The organism is Synechococcus sp. CCAP 1479/10 (genome assembly GCF_019038515.1).
GTDB lineage: Bacteria > Cyanobacteriota > Cyanobacteriia > PCC-6307 > Cyanobiaceae > Cyanobium.
The window spans coordinates 95660-116012 of the sequence record NZ_JAFKRJ010000025.1 but is presented as its reverse complement, the minus strand read 5'-3'; the positions used below and the strand labels follow the sequence as shown (position 1 = coordinate 116012).

The window sequence follows — 20353 nt, the reverse complement described above, 5'->3', positions numbered from 1 at the left end:
TCTTCGCCACGCTCACCACCAGACGCAGGTTGGCGGCCACCATCCGCTCCTTGGCGCGGCGGCCGGCGTGCAGGCGCTTGCGCAGCAGGGCCGGGGTGAGCCCCGCCTCGGCGGCGAGCAGCTCGGGGCTGGGCTCCTCACCACCGGAGCGCAGGGTGAGCTCCTCGCGAATCTCCTCGAGGGCCATCAGGTCCTGCACCTGGCGGCCCAGGGTGATCTCCTGCTCGTGGCTGAGCAACGGCACCCGGCCGATGTCGCGCAGGTAGGAACGCAGCGAATCGCCGGTGGGGACCAGCAAGGACGCGGAGGAAGCCGTGACGGTGATCGAAGGCATCGTCCCTTGTTACGAAACCGTTTGGTTTCGTAAATCTACCATCACTTTGCGGACTCGCTCCGACCTGGAGCGGTCCCCAGAATGGGGGCATGGGCGCCGACAGACTTCAGAAACTCGTGGCGGCCGCTGGGCTCTGCTCCCGCCGCCAGGCGGAGATCTGGCTGCGCGACGGCCGGGTGCGGGTCAACGGCGTGTTGGCCCAGCTCGGGGATCGGGCCGACCCCGCCAGCGACCGGATCAGTGTCGACGGCCGGCCCCTGGAGCTGCCGGCCGCCACCCTGACGCTCCTCCTGCACAAACCGGCTGGGGTGCTCAGCACCTGCCATGACCCCCAGGGCCGCGCCACCGTGCTGGAGCTGCTGCCGCCGGAGCTGCGCCCCGGCCTGCATCCGGTGGGCCGCCTCGACGCCGACAGCCGCGGCGCCCTGCTGCTCAGCACCGATGGCGCCCTCACCCTGCGCCTCACCCATCCCCGCTACGGCCACCGCAAGACCTACCGGGTCTGGGTGGAGGGGCTGCCCCGCTCGGCCACCCTGGAGCGCTGGCGGGCCGGCGTGCCCCTCGACGGCCTGCCCAGCCTGCCGGTGGAGCTGCGGCGGCTGCGCCACCACCGCGGCGCCACCCTGCTGGAGCTGGTGCTGCGGGAGGGCCGCAACCGCCAGATCCGGCGCACCGCCGAGATCCTCGGCCATCCGGTGCTCGACCTCAGCCGGATCGCCATTGGCCCTGTACAGCTGGGGGATCTGGCGGAAGGAGCCTGGCGCAGGGTCGAACCGGGAGAATGGGGCCCCCTGGCCGTCGCTCCCTGAGCCCCCCTTCCTTGCCCACTCCGGCCAAGCCCCTGCTCCAGCGCCTGCGCGAGCGCCTGCCGGGCCAGCGCCGCCCCCTGCGTCCGGCCGTTGAGGAGCGGCCCCTGGATCCCCTGCTGGTCGCCGGCCAGCAGCTGCGGGAGGCCCGCGAGAGCCGCGGCCTCGGCCTGCGCCAGCTCGCCCTCGACACCCGCATCAGCACCGCCGTGCTCGAGGCCCTGGAGCGGGGTTGGCGGGACCGGCTGCCGGAGGCGGCCTACCTGCGCACGATGCTGCCCTTGCTGGAGCAGCACCTGGAGCTGCCCCGCGGCAGCCTCGACGGCGTGCTGCCGCCGGAGCAGGACCGCCAGCACGGCCGGCGGCGGGACACGGTCCTGCTGCGCTTCACCCCGGGCTCGATCGACGTCTTCACCACCTGGCAGGGCACCGTGCTTTATGCGGTGCTGTGCGGCGGTCTGATCTACGGGCTCAACCTGCAGCAGCGCCAGCTGGCCGCCCAGGGGCTGCATGTGCTGCGGCCGATCCCGCCCCTGAGTGCCGAGCAGAGCGACCGGGCGGATCTGGAGGATGCGGACCGGGCGATCCTGGGCGCCTACCCCGACCTGCGGCCCCTGGGCAAGGCCGCCGCCGGCCAGGGGCTCCAGCGGCTGCGCCGCGAGACCAGCCAGAACCGGCCCGATCTCGCCCTCGGCCTGCTGCGCCTCGAGCTGGCCCGGCCCACCCGGCTGTCGCTGCGCAGCGACCGGGGCGTCGAAACCCAGCTGCCGGCGGTGCAGGGCAGCCTCAGCCTGCCGGTGCTGCCCCCCTTCAGCCTGCGGCTCGAGCCGGCCCCGCCGGCCGGGTCCGTGCGCTGGAACGGCCAGCCGCTGGCGCCCGCGGGGGCCGCCGATCCCGGCGCTGTGGGGGCCACGCCCCAGGCCCAGGCCCAGTTCCTCTACCCGCCACCGGCTCCGGCCGCCGCCCCGCGCCCCCGGCCATAGCGGGCCGCCATGGCCCCGAAGCCCTGCAGGGGCCCGGCCAGCGCCGACACCGGCTGCGACAGCCGCCAGCTCCAGTTGCCGTCGATGGTGCCGGGGGTGTTGAAGCGGGCCTCGTCTCCCAGCTCCAGCAGGTCCTGCAGCGGCACCACCGCCAGATCGGCCGGCGAGGCCAGCGCCACCTCCAGCAGCTGCCAGCTCGGCGCCCGCACCTCACCCCCCACCACCGCCGCCACCCGACCCCGGGCCCCGTCGTCGAGATTCCGCCACCAGCCGAGGCTGGTGGCGTTGTCGTGGGTGCCGGTGTACACCACCCAGCGGCTGCCGCTGTAGTTCGCCGGCAGGTAAGGGTTGTCGTCGTTGCCGTCGAAGGCGAACTGCAGGATCTTCATGCCCGGCAGGGCGAAGCGGTCGCGCAGGGCCTCCACCGCCGGGGTGATGACGCCGAGGTCTTCGGCGATCAGCGGTAGCCGGTCGCCGGGGAGCAGCTGTCCCTGGCGGCGGCAACGGGAGAGCAGGCGGCCCAGCAGGGCGGCGCCGGGGGAGGGACGCCAGGAGCCGTGCTCGGCGGTGGCATCGGCGCCGGGGACGCTCCAGTAGGCCTCCAGGGCCCGGAAGTGGTCGAGCCGCAGCAGATCCATCAGCTCCAGCTGCCGTCCCAGCCGCTGCAGCCACCAGCGGAAGCCGGTGAGGCGATGCACCCACCAGCGGTAGACGGGGGTGCCCCAGAGCTGGCCGGTGGTGGAGAAGTAGTCCGGCGGCACCCCGCTCTGCTCCACCAGGCCGCCGCCGGCCCGCAGGGAGAACAGGCGCCGGTGGCTCCAGACATCGGCGCTGTCGTGGGCCACGTAGAAGGGCAGGTCGCCCACCAGGCGCAGCCCCTGGCGATGGGCCCGCTCCTGCAGCCGGCCCCACTGGACCTGGAGCTGCCACTGCAGCAGAGCCTCCTCCTGCAGGGCCTGGCTCTGGGCGTCGACCAGGGCCCGCAGGGCGGGGGCCTGGCGCCGGGCCAGGGGCTCCGGCCATTCCCACCAGGGCCGCCCCCCTTGGAGGCGGCGGATCACCATGAAGCGGCAGTGGTCGACCAGCCAGAAGCGCTGGCGCTCCTCCCAGCGATCGAAGGCCGCCCGGCGCTCCGGCGGCTGCCCGGCCCAGCCCCGGGCCAGGGCTGCGGCGATGGCGGCCGCGCGCTCGCCGGCGATGGCCGGATCGAGGCGATCCCCAGCTCCCAGGGGCAGGGCGTCCCGGTCGGCGGCGGTGATCAGGCCCTCGGCCACCAGGTCGTCGGCATCGATCAGCCAGGGGTTGAGGGCCGAGCCGCTGGGGGAGCTGTAGGGGGAGCCGGTGCCGTCAGTGGGGGCCAGGGGCAGCAGTTGCCACACCCCCACCCCCTCGGCGGCCAGCAGGTCGATCCAGTCGCGGGCGGCGGCGCCGAAGCTGCCGCAGGCCCGGGTGCCCGGCAGGGCCGTGGGGTGGAGCAGTACGCCGCAGGCCCGGGGGTCGCTGCTCACGGTGTCGGCAGGCGATAGCGGTCCACGATCCGGCGGGCGAAGGCCGGGATGTGGGCGTCGACCTTCTCCGGGTGGTGGCGCTGCAGCCAGAGGGCATTGCGCGTGAAGTGGGAATCGATCGAGAAGCGGCCGTACTCGAGCCCCTTGGGCCCGAAGCGCTGCACGAACACCCCCACCAGTTCGGCGAGCCACATCGGCAGCTTCAGGGCCTTCTCGTAGGCGTCGATGCCCTGCTGCACCGCCTGGCGGCGATCGCCGGAGCTGGTCACCGGCGCAAGATCCAGCTCCGGCTCCACCAGATCCAGCAGCTCCTGGCCGAGGGGGTTGCGCACGGTGACCCACTGGCGGCCGAAGGTGGCGCCCATGTAGCCCACCACCAGATCGGCGCCGGCGTTGGTGTAGTCGAAGCAGCTCAGGCAGCTGGGGGCGAACACGTCCTTGAGGGCGGGGGTGTCGAGGCCGAAGAAGGGCACCGTTTCTTCCTGGCCGTCGCTGTGGCGGAAGTGGATGCGGAAGTCCTGCATGAACTCGTAGTGCACCACCGTGTCGGGGGAGCGGCTGGCGCTCTCCAGGAAGGTCTGCAGCCCGTCCCGGCTGACGTTGTCGACGCAGGGCAGGCCGAGCACGTAGAGCTTCTGCAGGGGCAGGGTGGCCTGCACCGCCCGCAGGGCCTGGATCTGGCAGCCCACGCCGATGGCCAGCAGCCGTTCGATGCCGCTGCCCGGCAGCTGCTCGAGCACCTCCAGGTTGGGGGAGAGGGTGGGCTTGTTCACCCGCGCCGCCAGCACCTCCTCCGGGGTGCGGGCCAGCACCGGCACCGGGGTGAAGCGGTCGTCCTCGCTCTGCTGCACGCACAGCACCGCATCCACCAGGCCGCTCTCCAGGGCCCGCACGCCGATGCGGCTGACGATGCCCGTCCACTGGGCCCCCTCGATCGGCTGGCGCAGCCGGGCGGTGACCATGCGCTGGTGGACACCGAAGTAGAGCTCGTCCTCGTCGTCGAGGCGGCGGCTGCGGCCGTGGGCCTGTTCCTCCATGGCCTCGAAGCGCTGCTCGAGGAAGGCGCAGGCCCGGCGCACGTAGGCCACCCAGCGGCTGTCGCAGAGGCCGCAGTCGCTGCAGAGATCCTTGGCGGGTTTGGGGCTGCCCTTGGCCAGGGGTCGGGCTCGATCGTGCGGCGCCAGGGACGACGGCGCCGGTGAAGGAACGGAGGACAAGCGGTGGTGGGCGCAGGAGCTCGACGCTCAAGCTATCCGTCGTTGCGCTCCCATGCCGCCGGCCCGCGGCGTCGCCTGCGCGAGAGTGCCTGCAGCTCCCCTCCGTTTCGGCCCCGATGCCCGCCCGCCGGAAGCCCCGCCCAACCGAAGCCCCCGGCACCGGGACCCCGAAGGCCCCGGCTCCGCAGCGGCGCCTGGCCACCGGACGGCTGCTCAAGAGCCTCGGCGTCACCGCCGCCGGCGCCGTGGTGGGGATGGGCGTCCTGGGGCTGCTCTGGCCGATGCCCGACCGGGCCTTGGCCCCCACGCCCGAGGTGGGCCCGGCCAGCCTGGCCGCCCCGCCGGCGCGGGCCATCACCCTGCTGGTGATCGGCAGTGATGCCGAGACGGTCGGCGCGCCGATCAACAAGGCCGCCCCCGCCGGGCCGGCCAACGCCGACGCCCTGCTGCTGGTGCGCGTCAACCCGCAGGGGCCCCTGCAGGTGCTCAACCTGCCCACCGAAGTGGCCGTGAACCTGCCCGGGCAGAAGGGCCCCAAGCGCCTGGGTGAGGCCTTCCGCCTCGGGGGTGTGGCGCTCACCGCCGATGCGGTGCGGGAGCTGGTGGGGCTGCAGCCCCCCGCCCCCGACCGCTACCTGGTGCTCTCCCGGGGGGCGCTGAGGGATCTGGTCAACGGGCTGGGGGGTCTGGAACTGAGCCCGCCGCGGCGGATGAGCTACACCGATCAGACCCAGAAGCTGACCATCGACCTGCAGGCCGGGCTGCAGCAGCTGGGGGGCAACAAGGTGGAGCAGCTGGTGCGCTTCCGCGACACCTGGCTGGGCGACACCGGCCGCCGCAGCAACCAGCAGCTGGTGGCCACCAGTCTCAGGGAACGGATGCTGCAGCCGGAGCGGCTGGCGAAGCTGCCGTTCCTGGTGAACCAGCTGCAGCCGAAGGTGCAGACCAACCTGACGCCGGGCGAGACCCTCAGCCTGCTGGCGGCCGGACTGGACGGCAGCAAGCCGGTGCAGTTCGCCAGCCTGCCGCTGAAGCCCGCCGAGGAGAAGCACAAGGGCCTGCGCCAGCTGGAGGCCAGTGCGACCCCGCCGCTGTGGAAGGAGCCGGCGGCCCCGTAGCGATACTGGCCACCATGGCCATCACTCCCGAGTTCCTGGTGCCGAGCACCTTCCAGCACTACCTGCTGGGGTTGTTCGCCGTGGCCAACAACTTCCCCGCCATCGGGCCGTTCCTCACCCTGAGCCAGGGGTTGCCAGCCAGCCACGTGAAGCGGGTGATCCGCATCACCACCTTCTCCAGCCTGCTGATCATGCTGGGCGCCTACTTCCTGGGCACGGCGGTGCTCCAGTTCTTCGGCATCAGCGTGAGTGCCTTCCAGATCGCCGGCGGCCTGCTGCTGGGCTTCAGCGGCCTGAGCATGCTCAATGCCACCGATCCGGGCGATTCCCACGAGAAGAACTTCGACGTGTCGCGCATGGATGTGGGGCAGATGACCTCTTCGGCGATCGTGCCGATCTCCCTGCCCCTCACCGCCGGGGCCGGCACGATGTCGACGATCACGGTGTACGCCGAAGGCGCCCACACCCTCAATCACCGCATCGAGCTGTTCGGGGCCATCCTGACCATGGCGATCCTGATCGGCCTGATGTTCACCTTCGCCACCCGCCTCACCCGGGTGCTGGGCCATGTGGGCATGACGGTGCTGATCAAGGTGATGGGCCTGTTCACCCTGGCGATCGGGGTGCAGTTCATCGCCACCGGCGCCAGCACCCTGCTCAGCCGGGTGACGCTGCGGGTGTGAGATTTGGCGTTGAAGGTGTGCATCAGCAACGTGTCGATGACGGGTGACAGATTGGCCAACACGGCAAGCCTCTTGAGCTTGTGGGTGCGAATCGGTGGGCGTTGTCATGGCTCTCCTGGATCCTGAGCCTGGTTTCGTGGCCCTGCAATCCCTGCTGGTGAGGGCTTCTTATGGCTGATGGCTGAGCTGAGTCGCGGAGGCCTGCAGCCCTTCAAAGATCGGCTCTGCAACGGCAGCCGGGAAATCCTTTGGGAGCTTGGCGGCGACAGCTGCGATCACCCCGGGGGTTCTGACGATCAAGGACTCCAGCAGGTCGTTCGCACGGCCGCCCAGGCCCAGACGGGAGGCGGTGGTGGTTAGGTGACGCCGCTGAATCTGCAGGGGTTTGTAGGTGCGGCTCTTGGTTCCATGCCAGGCCATGGCCATCCGGATCTTTTGCTGGGCATACAGGCCCGCGCCTTTACCGATGACGGGCCAGGCCGAGAGAACGTCGTAGAGGGGGGTGAGCTGATAGCGGCCTCCCTGCTGCAGAAAGAGGCTGAAGTTTTTGGCGTGGCCATCGATGGCACGCAACATCCAGAACAGCACCTGGGCAGAGAAAAAGGTTTGCAGATCCTTCTCAGCAGTGGCGGATTGGGCGAGCCATTGGCTGATTGCCACCATGCCAGGGCCCCCTTCGCTTTCGTATTTGAATCGGGGTGGGGTGGCGGTGGCCTGGCAGAAGTCCTCGGTGGGAAGCCGCAGCCAGTGGCTCCCCTTGGGATGGAGCCGGCGATCGAAGCGCTCCACGATCAGGCAGCGCTGACCATCAAACGCGGCCATCTGGGCATTGGCCACCTCAAGACCGTAGGCCTCCAGGAGGCGACCGCACAGCCACTCGTTCTCCACCGAGGTGCTGAGATCGATCTGGCCGGTTCCCACCACACCCATGGGGAGCTTGAACAGATGGCTGGTGGGGGTGCTGCCCAATGGGCGGCACCAGCGATCGCCGTGGAACAGCAGCGCCGTTTTCTCCTGGGCACCGGCCACCGAAAGCCTCAGCTCCTCGTCTGATGGCCCGGCCAGTGCTGAGGCCGTTGGAGCGGTGACACCCCTCAGCAGGTGCCCGATGGCTCTGTCTGTGAGGGGGTCCGCTTCGATGCGATCCAGCCCGGAAGGCTGCTCGCCAGGAGGCAGCAGTTGAACAGCCCCCGCGCAGTCACGACCAACAGCCTCCAGGAGATCGAAGGCACCGGTGCTGGCGGTCCTGAAGCGCTGCTGCACGCGCTGGCGGATGGAGGCGCTGTCGGGAAGAAGATTCTCGAACCAGGCCTCCACCGCAAGGCCCCGCAACACGGTGGCTGCTGGCACCGGCTGGAGCGACAGGGACAGGGGGCGATGGTTCGGGGACGACAGCCAACTCCTGGCGTAATGGAACTCCTGGGACCTGCGCGCCGGCAGTACCCAGGTTCCTACCTGCTCACCATTCATCCAGACCGTCAGCTCCCGCGATTGCCTGGGTCGTCCCATCACCACTCCGCCACTGGTGCAGGTGCGGTTCTTGGGCGGACCACCAGCTCCAGGTCGAGGGCGGCGGTGATCAGCAGCAGGCGATCCAGGGTGAGGCGCTCGGGATGGAGCTCAAGGGCCGACATCCGCGCCTGGCTGATGCCGCCAGCGCTCTGGGCCAACTCCCTCTGGCTGAGGTTCCGCTGGCGCCTGAGGGTCTGCACCAGCTGCCCCAGCTGGGCCGGTGAACGGATGACCGCCTCTTCCCCACCCATGGCCACTCGGATTCCGAATAAACGGAGAGTACTCGGTTTTCGAGTAATGGCTGGATACTTGCTTGATGAGTGCCGGGGGCAGAGCCGCCACCTCGTGCTGAGCACGCTCGCAGGCCTCGTAGAAGGTCGCCAAGTCACTTCCACTCTCGATGACCAGTTTGGTGAGTTGTATGGAGAGCTGCTCAGTCAGAATCGAATTGTCTTTGCATCTCTCACTCAAAGGCTAAACGGCTGATCCGAATGCAAGCCGGGTGCTAATCAGGCCTGCCCCCTCTGCGGAAGCCGAAACTGTTAGGGAGGGATTTCTCGGCGCCGTTCGCCTCGATCGTCTCGCGGCAGCGCTGCAGCAGCTCCAGACGCAGGGAGTCGGGGCTCTCGATGCGGATGCCGCCGCCGAAGGCGAACAGCCAGCTGCGCAGGTCGATGTCGGCGGCCACGGTCCAGGGGGGCAGGTCGAGTTCCACCGGGTAGGGGTTGCTGCTGCCGGCCGGGCCGGGCTCCAGCACGTGGGGGGCCCTGGGGTGGTGCCACCATGTGTCCTCCGGGAGCGGCCGGGAGAAGCGGGTGTGCTCGATCGGATAGCGCTGCAGGCCCTCGCGGATGAAGGCGAAGGCCCAGGGGGCACAGCGGAAGCGCAGGGTCTCCAGCGCCTGGCCGCGGCGCTGGGGCGAGGCGCCGGTGATCTGCCGCTGCTGCTCCAGGTCGGTGCCGAAGTAGATGCCGCCGCTGTGGTGCAGCAGCCGCTCCAGCCGCTTGAGGGTCGCCGCGTGGCTGTCGGCGCTGCGGCGCAGGTCGCCGTGGGCCTGGGCCATGGCGAGCCGATCGAGCCGCTCGCTGCGGATCAGCCCCTGGTCGTGACCGAGGTGGTCCTCCTCGAACAGGAGATACCAGCCCACGTGGTGGAAGATCAGCTGCAGCGGCCAGACCCGCAGCTCCCCGCTGGGGCCGTCGGCAAAGCTCCCCATCTCCGCAAAACGTTTCAGCAGCACGCGGCGGTGCTCCACGATCGCCGTCTCGATCGCCTCGGCGCGCCGCGGCGCGGCCAGCGAATCGCGCCGCACCAGGGCCATGTCCACCACGGCGTGGCGGGCGTAGCTGCGCACAGGTGCCTGTTCGGTGGCGCTGATGCCGGACCAGCCCAGCCGCTCGTCGAGTTCGCTGAGCAGGTCCTGGGCGGAGGGGTCGGCCAGGCGCCCGGCGGTCTGGCGCACCACGTTGTGGAGCTCCCGCAGCCGTGGCGGCGAGAGCACGGCGGTGCCGAGGCAGTAGCCGTGGCGCACGTTGTCGTTGCGGCTGCGGAAGCCGTAGGGGGTGAGGATCTTCTCGAGGTCCTTGCGCAGGGTGGCCGTTTCCCCCGGCAGGTAGGCCCCCGGGATCGCCTCGGTGGCGGCGATCAGGTGCTTGTGCAGGTTGCCGCCGCGCTCGGCCGGCCGGTCGAAGGGCACCTGGAGCAGGTGGCGCAGCAGGGTCATCACCCGCACGAACACCGGCCCATCGCCCATCGGCGGCAGGCCGCCATGGACGGCCCCTGGCCGGCTGCGGGCCAGCGGCGCCAGCTGGATCGGTGTCGTGGCCGGCAGGGCGCTGCAGAAGCCGTTGGCCTCCAGCCAGGCCAGGTCCTGCCGGATCGCGGCCGCATCGGCGTAGCAGCTGCCGTGCAGGCGGCCCAGGAAGGCGGCGGCCCGATCGGCCAGATCGCCCTCCGGCAGCGGGGAGAGGATTGCCGCCAGCTCCTCGGCGCCGGCGGGATCGCTGGCCGCCAGGTCGGGCCAGGTGCTCAGCAGCCGGATCAGGTGCAGCAGCCGCTCCAGATCGAGCAGGCGGGAGTAGCCGTGGCGCTGCACCTGGCGCTCCCGGTTGGTGGCCGAGCGGATGCGGCGGTCGAGCCCGGCCAGTTCGGCCGCCAGCACCGGCGCCAGGTCGCTGTGGTGGCTGGGCACCACGGTGCAGAGGGCGGCGATGCCCTCGGCACGCATCGGGCCGAAGTGGGGATCGGCCAGGGCGGCGGCCATCTCCTGGATCACCGGCACCGGCACCGGCCGGCGGCGCCGGGCGTTCCACGCCAGCGAGGTGGGCAGATCGGTGTACAGCCACCAGCCGATCCACTCCACCGGTGCCGGCAGGGGCAGGGCCTGGGTGATCGCCAGCCGCCAGGCCCGGCGGGCGTGGGTGGCATCCACGATCACCGGGACGCCCGCCGCCACGGCTTCCACCAGGCGCTGGTGCAGCCGCTGCTGGATGTCCACCCATGGGCCTTGCACCGCCGCATCCCCGAAGACCTCCTCCCGGATCGCGTCGGTGGAGAGCACAAGGGCGGGGGGATCGCCGGGGCCGGCCAGCAGGGGCGCCAGGGCCCGGGCGAGGGTGGTCTTGCCGCTGGCGGGCTGGCCGATCAGCAGGTGGCAGCGCAGGGACGCCATGGCGACAGCAACCGGGGAGACCCCACCAGTCTTTCGCACGAGGGGTGCGCTGGTGAGCCGGTGTGAGCGACAGGCCAGACCGATCGCCACTGCCGATGCCGTGATCGCCGCCACCACCCATGCCCAATGCGCCCAACTTGCCACCCCGAAACCCGCAAACTTCGAGGCGATCGGCTTGGAGCTGATAAACCCCTGGACCTATGGCCTTCCCCACCGCCCCTGACCATGTCCCTCCCCGTCACCAGCAACGCCAACGAGTTCGATTCGCCCATATCCTGGCGAGCGTGCTCACAGGTGAGAGGAAAAGGTGCTCGTGCTCAGGATCGACAAGCCCACGTCGGAGGTGCAGTTCAAGGGTCTGCGCCGATCGATCGAGGTGGTCAATGAGGCGGTGGCAAACTCGTATCCTGCTTGGCTCAAGCTTGCCTTGAGACCGAACTGCAACAACATCAGCAACCTAGAGCCTGCATCCTCTCAGGCGCCTTCTTTGAGCATTTTACCGACGTGATCATCTACCTCGAAACGCGGGAAGAGTTCCTCAAGCACGTTCGCGAGCAGCGTATCGAAGAGGAGGTGCGTGAGCGCTACATCGCCATGACCGGTCACAAAGTGGCTGCCAATGAGTTTCGCGCCTGGCAGAATTCGCTTCAGTGCGTGGGCAACGTGCTGCAGTTCGAGGCGATCCCCAAAGAGTTGGGGGTGGCGATCGAATACCGTATCCACAACACCGCCAAGCGTATTGACTTGCTGCTATCAGGGCGCAACCAGGCTGGAGATCCGGCTGCGGTGATCGTGGAACTGAAGCAGTGGGAAACGGTGGAACCCACCGATCTGGATGGGGTAGTGCGCACCTTTCTGGGTAAGGGACCGCGCGAGACCACGCATCCCTCCTATCAGGCGATGAGCTACGGGGCGCTGCTCCGGGGATTCAACACGGCGGTGGTGGAGCACAAGATTGCCCTTAGCCCCTGCGCTTACCTGCACAACTGCAAAGACGGCAGCGGCATCACCGATGCCCGTTACCAACCCTATCTAGAGCAGGCGCCATTGTTCCTACGTCATGACAATGCTGCCATGGCTGCCTTCCTGCGCCGCTGCCTGGAGGAGGGTGACCGAGGTCGCACGATCGAGCAGATCCGCGATGGGAAGGCCAAGCCGAGCCGGCAGCTCGCCGACGCAGTGGAGCGAATGCTGAAGGGCAACGCCGAGTTCGTGCTGATCGACGAGCAGAAGGTGGTGTTCGAAAAGGCGCTGGCCTTGGCACGTCAGCTCCGGGAAGGACGGCATTGTGTGCTGTTGGTGCAGGGCGGGCCCGGCACCGGCAAATCGGTCGTAGCTGTGAACCTCTTGGCCAGGCTGCTTGGGATGGGGCTGAACGCTCGCTATGTCAGTAAGAACATGGCACCCCGACATGTTTACCGGGCCAAGCTCACCGGCTCCCTTACGAAAGGGGAGTACGACAATCTTTTCTGTGGCTCAGCCTGCTTCGTGGGGTGCCCGGAGGGGTTCTACGACACCCTGATAGTGGATGAAAGCCACCGGCTGATGACCAAGACCATCTACGACAAGGAGGGGGAAAACCAGATCAAGGAGATCATCCACGCCAGTAAGCTGACAGTGTTCTTCCTCGATGAGGATCAGCGCGTCACTTTTGATGATATCGGGAGCACGGGTGAGATCGAGAAATGGTGCCAATTCCATGAAGCTGAATTGCACCGTGACATGCTGCCATCGCAGTTCCGTTGCAGTGGCTCCGATGGCTATCTGGCTTGGCTGGATCAAACCCTCGGCATCCGCGACACAGCGAACGGTCGGCTGGAGCAAGGCAGCTACGACTTCCGTGTGTTCGACGATCCGGTGGCCCTGCACGAGTCGATCCGACAGGCCAATCATGGGAACCAGGCACGGATGGTGGCCGGTTATTGCTGGAACTGGGCGTCGAAGTATCACCCCAAGGCCTGGGACATCACGATCGAGCGTTACGGGTATAGGGCACGCTGGAACTTGAGTAAGGATGGCAGCGTGTGGATCATGAAAAAGGGAACGGTGGAGGAGGTGGGCTGCATCCACACCTGCCAGGGGCTGGAGTTGGAGACGATCGGGGTGATCATCGGGCCGGATCTGGCATTCCGTGATGGCCAGGTTGTGTCGGTTCCGACGGCAAGGGCACGATCCGATCAGTCACTGAAGGGCTACAAGGTGGGTCTGAATCGCGAGCCCCAGGCGATCCGACTGAAGGCGGACGCGATCATTCGCAACACCTACCGCACCCTGATGAGCCGGGGCACGAAGGCTTGCTGGGTCTACGCCTGTGATCCGGAGCTCCAGGCCTACCTGCATCGACGGCTGGAGGGTCAGTGCGATGTCGGCTGAGCCCTGGCGGCGGACAAATGCGACGGGCTGTTCCTTCCCGATCGCCCCCTGGGTTTCCTCGGCGCCAAGGTGGCCCTGGTGAGCCGGCTCGCGCTGATCGATCCAGCTGTCCTCGTCCCAAGGCCCCTCGGATCCTTCCCTGCGTCACTACATCCTGCTGATCACGATCCTTGTCGCTTTCCTTGAGGCCACCGCCCAGCAGCTCACCCCGATCCAGGCGCCGGTGGTGATGGGCTTCACCGGCCTGCGCCGGGTCAACGGCAGCACCCCGGCCTCCTGATCCCGCCCCATCGCCCCACCCCTGCCAGCCTGGGTCCTCCCGCCCGCTCCCCTTGATCCCTCCCCAGAAGCAGATGACCGGCATGCTCGGCCATCCGGTGGCCGAGAACCCGATCGATCGGATGTTCGATGCGGTGTATGCCCACCACGGGCTGTGCTGGCAGTTCTGGAAGAACGACATCGCCAACGCGGCGGACCTGGCCCTGGCGGTGCGGGCCCTGGTGCCCCTGGGCTACAGCGGCATGGCCATCACCGTGCCGTACAAGGTGGCGGTGCTGCCCCTGCTCGATGACGTCGATGACGACGTGCGGGCCATCGGTGCCGCCAACTACCTCACCATCGAGGCGGGCCGCCTGATCGGCCACAACAACGACGGCAAGGGGGTGGTGAAGGCGATCGAGAAGCTGGCGCCCCTGGCGGGCCGGCGGGTGGTGATGCTCGGGGCCGGCGGGGCCGGCCGGGCGATGGCGGTGGAGATGGCCTGGGCCGGTGCATCCCACCTCACCCTGATCACCAGGCGGCAGGAGCAGGGCCAGGAGGTGGCGGACACCGTCACCCGCGCCTCCGGCGTGCCGGCGGTGTGGCAGCCGTGGGAGGGGGAGGTTTCGGTGCCGGCGGACACCACCCTGCTGATGAACGCCACCCACCTGGGCTGCGCGCCGGAGCTGGAGCCGGTGCCCGTCCGCTGGGACACGGTGGATCCGGCCTGCGTGGTGGTGGATGTGATCACCAACCCCCGCATCACCCCGTTCCTCGCCACGGCCCGCAGCCACGGCTGTCCGGTGGTGGATGGCGTCGAGATGCTGGTGCAGCTGGCCATGCAGATCTTCGAGCAATGGACCGGTGTCACCCCCGAGGAGGCGGTGTTCCAGCGCGCCGTGGCCGAGGCCCTTGGGGAGTGAGCCTGGCGCCCTTACCTTGGCGGGCGTTCTCTCCGGCATCCCCATGACTCGGGTCGTCTCTCTTGCCGCCCTTGCGGCCCTCGGCCTCCTGGCCGGCTGCGGCCGCCCCGATGGCCGGGCCCTGCAGACGATCGCCTGCCAGCAGGTCGCCAACACCATCGATCTCCAGTCGGTCGGCCAGATCGATGCCCTGCGCAAGGCCCTCGGCCTGGCACCGGGCGTCGATCCGATCGGCACCTGCCGCGAGCTCGGCGTCACCATGGAGCCCGGGGCCCCAGCGGCGGGCGGTTCCGGCGGTGAAGCCGAAGAGGGCGAGAACGGCGGGGAGGAACGGGGCGAGTGAGGGCCGCACCCCCCTAGGCCGCCTGCAGCACCCGCCAGCGGCCCCGAAGCACCTGCTGCAGCGCCGCCATTGCGGCTCCGGCCTCCTCGCTTTCCGCGCCGCTCTCGGCGGCGGTCTCCGGCAGCCAGCCCAGCCAGGGCAGGCCGTCGCGGCGGCGCATCGCCGGCTGCCAGTCGCCGCCCACCTGCACCAGCCCGGCCAGGGGCACCCGCCAGTGCTCCAGCAGGGCGGCGCCGGCCGCCGGCAGCCCCGTGTCCATCTGCTCGCCCCGCAGCACCAGCAGGCAGGGCTGGCGCCAGGCCCCTAGGGCCTCGGCCCAGCTGCCGCCCCGCTCCAGCGGCAGGCCCGCATCGACGGGCAGGGCGGCCAGCCAGGGGCCCGTCGCCGCCGCGCTCAGGGCCGCCAGGCCGGCATCGGGATCGGAGGCGCCGGCCAGCTCCCGCAGGGCCACGCCTTCGGCGGCGGCCAGCCGCGCCGCCACCGCCGCCAGGCCCTCCAGCTCCCGTTGCCTCCCCAGGCCCACCAGCAGCAGGCCGCCTTTCGGCTCCGCGCCGAACCCTGAAACCGACATGGTTGTTTGCACTGTCTGGGCCGGCTCGCTTCTACCATCGTGCTGCGAAGCAACGCCGCCTGCGCCCTTGTCCACTTTCTCGACCGCTGAACGGGTGGAGCAGAGCGGGCAGCCGCCCCTCACCAGCCACGACCCTCGCCGGTTGCGGTTGTTCTGCGGCAATGCCAACCCCGATCTGGCCCGCGAGATCGGCGCCTATCTCGGTGTGCCCGACGGCCCGAGGGTGATCAAGCGTTTCGCCGACGGCGAGCTCTACATCCAGATCCAGGAGTCGATCCGCGGCTGCGACGTCTTCCTGATCCAGCCCACCTGCGCTCCGGTGAACGATCACCTGATGGAGCTGCTGATCATGGTGGATGCCTGCCGGCGGGCCTCGGCGCGCCAGATCACGGCGGTCATCCCCTACTACGGCTACGCCCGGGCCGACCGCAAGACGGCCGGCCGCGAATCGATCACCGCCAAGCTGGTGGCCAACCTGCTGGTCAAGTCCGGCGTCGAGCGGGTGCTGGCCATGGACCTGCACTCCTCCCAGATCCAGGGCTACTTCGACATCCCCTGCGACCACATCTACGGCTCACCGGTGCTGGTCGACTACCTCTCCACCCGGGACCTGGGTGAAGTGGTGGTGGTGTCCCCCGACGTGGGCGGTGTGGCCCGGGCCCGGGCCTTCGCCAAGCAGATGAAGGATGCGCCCCTGGCGATCATCGACAAGCGCCGCTCCGGCCACAACGTGGCCGAGAGCCTCACCGTGATCGGTGACGTGGTCGGCAAGACGGCGATCCTGATCGACGACATGATCGACACCGGCGGCACCATCTTCCAGGGCGCCCAGCTGCTGCGGGCCCGGGGGGCGGCACGGGTGCTGGCCTGCGCCACCCACGCCGTCTTCTCCCCCCCCGCCGTTGAGCGTCTTTCCACCCCGGGCCTGTTCGAGGAGGTGGTGGTGACCAACAGCATCCCCCTGCCCCCCGATCTGCACTTCCCCCAGCTGCGGGTGCTCTCGATCGCCAACATGCTCGGTGAAACGATCTGGCGCATCCACCAGGAGAGCTCGGTCAGCTCGATGTTCCGCTGAGCGCCACCACCATGGAGGCTCCCGCTGCACCGGCCCGTCGGGTGCCCCTGAAACGCTTCGCCCATCTCAAGCGCCACCTGCCGGTGCCCCTCACCGTGCTCGTCACGGCCCTGCTGGCCCTCACCGTGGGGGCCCCTCGGCCGGCCGACGCCCAAAGCCGCCTGCCCAAGGGGTTCGAGCGCCGCGTCGGGGTGTGGCTGACCAACAGCCCCAGCCCCCTCTACTACGACGCCGCACGCATCGAGACCGCCGTCGCCCAGCTCGACGCCGCCGGCTTCAACACCCTCTACCCCAACGTCTGGAGCCGGGGCGCCACCTTCCACCGCAGCCGCTGGGCGCCGCTGGAGCCGGCCCTGGCCCGCTCCAACCCCGGCCTCGACCCCATCTGCCGCTTCACCAAGGCCGCCCATCGCCGTGGCATGCAGGTGATCCCCTGGTTCGAGTACGGCTTGATGGAGCCCGCCGATGCGGAGGTGGTGCAGCGGAACCCGGAGTGGGTGCTGCGCCGCGTCGATGGGAGTGCCCTCTACGCCATGCACGGCGCCAACCTGAAAACCTCCCCGCTCAAGGATCTGCGGGTGTGGCTGAATCCGGCCCACCCGGGGGTGCGGGCCCGCTTCATCGGCCTGATCAAGGAGATCGTCCAGCGCTGCGGCGTCGACGGCATCCAGCTCGACGACCACTTCGCCTGGCCGGTGGAGCTGGGCTACGACCCCTACACCCGCGCCCTCTACGTGGCGGACACCGGCCGGGAGCCGCCCGCCAACTTCAACGACCGCTACTGGATGAAGTGGCGCCGCCAGCAGCTCACCGCCCTGCTGCGGGAACTGCGGAGCACGATGCAGGAGGCGGGCGGTCCGCGGCGCACGGTGATCAGCCTCTCGCCGGGCCCCTTCCGCTTCGCCTACAACCACTGGCTGCAGGACTGGGAGCTCTGGGCCCTGGGCGAACTGGTCGACGACCTGATCGTCCAGAACTATGCCTATTCGGTGAAGGGCTTCGCCCGCGACCTCGACCAGCCGGCGCTGGTGAAGGCCCGCCGCTGGGGCATGCCGGTGGAGATCGGCATCCTCTCCGGTTTCGGCGGCCGCACCCCCGACATGGCCACCCTTGAGCAGAAGGTGCGCCTCTCCGCCGCCCGCGGCCACGGCGTGATCTTCTTCTACTGGGAGGGGCTCTGGGGCCAGTACGCCGGCCCCGAGGGGGCCGCCGCCCGCCAGGCCGCCTTCCGCCGCCTCAACCGCGAGGTGTTCGGCGGCCGCTAGGCCTCCCCGCTAGCCACCCCGAGGCACTGGCCCACCACCTCGCGGGTGTTGGTGGAGAGCTCGGCTGCCGCCAGCCCCTCCAGGGCTTCCCGCATCCGCTCCCGCCGTCCGGGGCCGTAGCTCTGCCAGCGGCTGAACACCTTGGCCATGCGCGAGGCCGTGATCGGGTTGCGCTGGTCGAGGGCGACGATCTGGTCGGCCATGAAGCGGTAGCCGCTGCCGTCGGCGGCATGGAACACCGGTGGGTTGCCCGCCAGCCCCCCCAGCACCGCCCGCACCGCATTGGGGGCCGCCGGATCGAAGCGGGGATGGTCGAGCAGCCCTTGCACCCGCTCCAGACCGTCGGCGAAGGGGGCGGCGGCCTCCAGGGCGAACCAGGAATCGAGGATCACGGGCTTCTCTTCCCAGCGGGCGTAGAAGGCATCCACCGCCTCCTGGCGGGCGGCGATCGGGTGGTCCTGCAGCGCCCGCAGGCCCGCCCGGGCCAGGGTCATCGACGGGCCGTCGACCGCCGCGCGGGCCGCCGCGATCGCCGCCGTGTCGCCGGCGGCCACCCGCCAGCTCCAGATCGAGCCCGTCAGCATCCGGTCGCCCACCCCCTCCGGCCACGCCAGCCCCCACTGCTCGCTGACCCGCTCCAGGGCCCGCTCCAGGGGTTCGGCCAGAGCCTCCCCGAAGCGGCGGCGCAGGGCCTGCAGGGCGGCGAACAGGGCCGGTGGATCGGGCTCCGGCGCCCCATCCTCCAGTTCGGCCAGCCCCGGCAGGGCCAGCAGCACGCTGCGGCTGGCCTCCGAGAGGGAGGGGTCGGCCAGGATCCGCTCGAAGGCGTCGATCAGGGCGTCCTCCAGCACCCCATCCACCCGGCCGGCGGCCCGGCGCAGCAGGGCGCGGCGCAGCAGCACCTGGGCCGCGTCCCAGCGGGCGAAGGGGTCGCTGTCGGCGGCCAGCAGATGCACCAGCTCGCTGGAGGGCCGCCCCAGCGCCACCTTCACCGGAGCCGAGAACTGGCGCAGCAGGGAGAGGGCCGGTGGCGGCGCCTGGGCCGGCAGCCCCTCGAAGCGGAACACCTGCTCCTCCTGATCGATCAGCAGCAGCCGCGTGCCCGCCCCCCAGCGGCGGCCCATCAGAGGCGCCGCACCGTGGTCGGGATCCTCGGCCACCAGCCGCATCGGCAGGGGCTGGCCGGCCTGGCCCACCAGACCGATGGCCAGGGGGATCACCAGGGGTTGCTTGTGGGGCTGGCCCGGGGTGGCGGGGGTGGACTGGCGCACGAACAGCTCCAGGGTCCCGGCGGCCTTGTTCCAGCGGCGCCTCACCTGCAGCACCGGCGTGCCCGCCTGGTGGTACCAGCGGCGGAACTGCACGAAATCGAAGGGCGGCAGGCGGCAGCTGTCGGCCACTTCGCCGGCGGCATCCTGCATCGCCTGGACGAAGTCCTCGCAGGTGGCGGCGGTGCCGTCGTGGCGTTCCACGTACAGGGCCATGCCCCGCTGGAAGGTTTCCTCCCCCAGCAGGGTGTGCAGCACCCGGATCACCTCCGATCCCTTTTCGTAGATCGTGGTGGTGTAGAAATTATCGATCGCCTGATACTGATCCGGTTGCACCGGATGGGCCGTCGGACCCGCATCCTCCCGGAACTGGGTGTTGCGCAGCATCGCCACGTTTTCGATCCGGTTGAGCGCATGGCCATGCAGATCGGCCGAGAAGCTCTGATCCCGGAAGACGGTGAGCCCCTCCTTCAGCGACAGCTGGAACCAGTCGCGGCAGGTGATGCGGTTGCCTGTCCAGTTGTGGAAGTATTCGTGGGCGATCACACTCTCGATCCGCTCCAGCTCACCATCGGTGGCCGTGGCGGCGTCGGCGAGCACCAGCTTGGAGTTGAAGATGTTGAGGCTCTTGTTCTCCATCGCGCCCATGTTGAAGTGGCGCACGGCGACGATGTTGTACTCGTCGAGGTCGTACGCCAGGCCATAGACGCGCTCGTCCCACTCCATCGCCCGCTTCAGGGAGGCCATGGCGTGGGCGGTGAAGGGGGCATCGCCCGGCTCCACGTGCAGGCGCAGCTGCACGGTGCGCCCATCGGCGGTCACGAACGTGTCGCGCACCTCCTCCAGCCGGCCCGCCACCAGGGCGAACAGATAGGAGGGCTTGGGGAAGGGATCGTCCCAGACGGCGTAGTGACGGGCTTCTCCGCCTGGCCCGGGGGGCAGGTCGCCGGCCTCGATGCCGTTGCCGTTGGAGAGCAGCACCGGGCAGCTGTCCCGGTCGGCCTCGATCCGCACCCGGAAGCGGCTGAGCAGGTCGGGGCGATCCGGGTGATAGGTGATGCGGCGGAAGCCCTCCGCCTCGCACTGGGTGGTGACCATCCCCCCGCTCACGTAAAGCCCCTCGAGGCTGGTGTTGGCCCGCGGATCAAGCCACACCGTGCTGGTGACCACGAACGGCCGCCGGGGCGGCTTCAGCACCAACAGGCGGTCGTCCTCCAGCCGATACGCCTCGGGGGGCAGGGGCACGCCATCGATCGCCAGGGCCCGCAGCTCCAGATCCACCCCGCGGAGCTCCAGGGGCTCCACCGCCGCGCCGGGCCTGGGCAGGAACGCCAGCCGCGCCTCCACCAGGGCATGGTCGGCGAACAGGCGCACCGTCAGATCGGTGCGCTCCAGCAGGTAAGGCGCCGGACGGTAGTCGGCGAGGTGGACGACGGCCATCAGGG

18 protein-coding genes are annotated in these 20353 nt (G+C 69.9%); 10 read left to right on the top strand and 8 right to left on the bottom strand.

Annotation, left to right across the window (positions count from 1 at the left end):
• Window positions 1-334, bottom strand: a 334-nt coding sequence (locus KUG39_RS08210) for a sigma-70 factor domain-containing protein (RefSeq protein ID WP_286193028.1), incomplete at its 3' end; no start/stop codon positions are given.
• A gap of 89 nt (window positions 335-423) precedes the next feature.
• Between KUG39_RS08210 and KUG39_RS08205 the strand changes: the two genes are divergently transcribed.
• Complete coding sequence (locus KUG39_RS08205) at window positions 424-1143, top strand: pseudouridine synthase (protein ID WP_216914241.1); 720 nt, start codon at window positions 424-426, stop codon at window positions 1141-1143.
• An 11-nt stretch (window positions 1144-1154) separates the two neighbouring features.
• A complete protein-coding gene (locus tag KUG39_RS08200) occupies window positions 1155-2123 on the top strand; it encodes a helix-turn-helix domain-containing protein (protein WP_216914239.1) in 969 nt (322 codons plus the stop codon).
• Here KUG39_RS08200 and malQ read toward each other — a convergent pair.
• Entirely contained in the window at window positions 2078-3631 is a 1554-nt protein-coding gene (gene malQ / locus KUG39_RS08195; protein WP_216914237.1) for a 4-alpha-glucanotransferase, read from the bottom strand. The two genes, KUG39_RS08200 and malQ, sit on opposite strands and share 46 nt — an antisense overlap.
• Complete coding sequence (locus KUG39_RS08190) at window positions 3628-4815, bottom strand: Coenzyme F420 hydrogenase/dehydrogenase, beta subunit C-terminal domain (RefSeq protein WP_502988643.1); 1188 nt, start codon at window positions 4813-4815, stop codon at window positions 3628-3630. The genes malQ and KUG39_RS08190 overlap by 4 nt, the downstream gene beginning before the upstream one ends.
• A gap of 149 nt (window positions 4816-4964) precedes the next feature.
• Here KUG39_RS08190 and KUG39_RS08185 point away from each other — a divergent pair, with 149 nt between their 5' ends.
• Together KUG39_RS08185 and KUG39_RS08180 are read left to right on the top strand one after the other, a co-directional pair.
• Window positions 4965-5966 carry an LCP family protein gene (locus KUG39_RS08185; protein ID WP_216914233.1) on the top strand — a complete coding sequence of 334 codons (1002 nt, stop codon included), beginning with the start codon at window positions 4965-4967 and terminating at the stop codon, window positions 5964-5966.
• Window positions 5967-5980: 14 nt separating this feature from the next.
• Window positions 5981-6649, top strand: coding sequence for a MarC family protein (locus tag KUG39_RS08180; protein ID WP_216914231.1), 669 nt, complete (start codon window positions 5981-5983; stop codon window positions 6647-6649).
• A 168-nt stretch (window positions 6650-6817) separates the two neighbouring features.
• Here the strand turns inward: KUG39_RS08180 and KUG39_RS08175 are convergent, their stop codons facing one another.
• The 3 genes from KUG39_RS08175 to KUG39_RS08165 all read right to left on the bottom strand — a co-directional run bounded on the left by KUG39_RS08175 (window position 6818) and on the right by KUG39_RS08165 (window position 10832).
• On the bottom strand, window positions 6818-8158 hold the full coding sequence (locus tag KUG39_RS08175; RefSeq protein ID WP_286193027.1) for a type II toxin-antitoxin system HipA family toxin: 1341 nt from the start codon (window positions 8156-8158) through the stop codon (window positions 6818-6820).
• A complete protein-coding gene (locus KUG39_RS08170) occupies window positions 8158-8412 on the bottom strand; it encodes an XRE family transcriptional regulator (RefSeq protein ID WP_094586083.1) in 255 nt (84 codons plus the stop codon). The genes KUG39_RS08175 and KUG39_RS08170 overlap by 1 nt, the downstream gene beginning before the upstream one ends.
• A gap of 254 nt (window positions 8413-8666) precedes the next feature.
• The gene (locus tag KUG39_RS08165; RefSeq protein ID WP_216914229.1) at window positions 8667-10832 is read right to left on the bottom strand and encodes an AAA family ATPase; all 2166 of its coding nucleotides are present in this window, start codon (window positions 10830-10832) and stop codon (window positions 8667-8669) included.
• 307 nt (window positions 10833-11139) lie between these two features.
• On the opposite strand from KUG39_RS08165, the gene KUG39_RS08160 reads away from it, so the two are divergent.
• The 4 genes from KUG39_RS08160 (at window position 11140) to KUG39_RS08145 (ending at window position 14729) form a co-directional block, all read left to right on the top strand.
• On the top strand, window positions 11140-11340 hold the full coding sequence (locus KUG39_RS08160) for a hypothetical protein (protein ID WP_216914227.1): 201 nt from the start codon (window positions 11140-11142) through the stop codon (window positions 11338-11340).
• Complete coding sequence (locus tag KUG39_RS17595; protein WP_216914225.1) at window positions 11337-13205, top strand: DNA/RNA helicase domain-containing protein; 1869 nt, start codon at window positions 11337-11339, stop codon at window positions 13203-13205. Before KUG39_RS08160 ends, KUG39_RS17595 begins: the two co-directional genes overlap by 4 nt.
• A 332-nt stretch (window positions 13206-13537) precedes the next feature.
• Window positions 13538-14386: a shikimate dehydrogenase family protein gene (locus tag KUG39_RS08150; RefSeq protein ID WP_286193026.1), complete on the top strand. Its 849-nt coding sequence runs from the start codon at window positions 13538-13540 to the stop codon at window positions 14384-14386.
• A 43-nt stretch (window positions 14387-14429) separates the two neighbouring features.
• The gene (locus KUG39_RS08145) at window positions 14430-14729 is read left to right on the top strand and encodes a hypothetical protein (RefSeq protein ID WP_216914223.1); all 300 of its coding nucleotides are present in this window, start codon (window positions 14430-14432) and stop codon (window positions 14727-14729) included.
• A 13-nt stretch (window positions 14730-14742) separates the two neighbouring features.
• Here KUG39_RS08145 and KUG39_RS08140 read toward each other — a convergent pair whose 3' ends face one another.
• Entirely contained in the window at window positions 14743-15300 is a 558-nt protein-coding gene (locus KUG39_RS08140; RefSeq protein WP_216914221.1) for a hypothetical protein, read from the bottom strand.
• A 67-nt stretch (window positions 15301-15367) separates the two neighbouring features.
• Here KUG39_RS08140 and KUG39_RS08135 point away from each other — a divergent pair, with 67 nt between their 5' ends.
• Window positions 15368-16375 (top strand): ribose-phosphate pyrophosphokinase, encoded by a 1008-nt coding sequence (locus KUG39_RS08135; RefSeq protein ID WP_190609237.1) that lies wholly within the window; start codon window positions 15368-15370, stop codon window positions 16373-16375.
• An 11-nt stretch (window positions 16376-16386) separates the two neighbouring features.
• The gene (locus KUG39_RS08130; protein ID WP_216914219.1) at window positions 16387-17640 is read left to right on the top strand and encodes a glycoside hydrolase family 10-like protein; all 1254 of its coding nucleotides are present in this window, start codon (window positions 16387-16389) and stop codon (window positions 17638-17640) included.
• On the opposite strand, the gene pepN is transcribed toward KUG39_RS08130, so the two are convergent.
• Window positions 17637-20348 (bottom strand): aminopeptidase N, encoded by a 2712-nt coding sequence (gene pepN, locus KUG39_RS08125; RefSeq protein ID WP_216914217.1) that lies wholly within the window; start codon window positions 20346-20348, stop codon window positions 17637-17639. The genes KUG39_RS08130 and pepN overlap by 4 nt on opposite strands.
• Window positions 20349-20353: the final 5 nt, after the last annotated feature.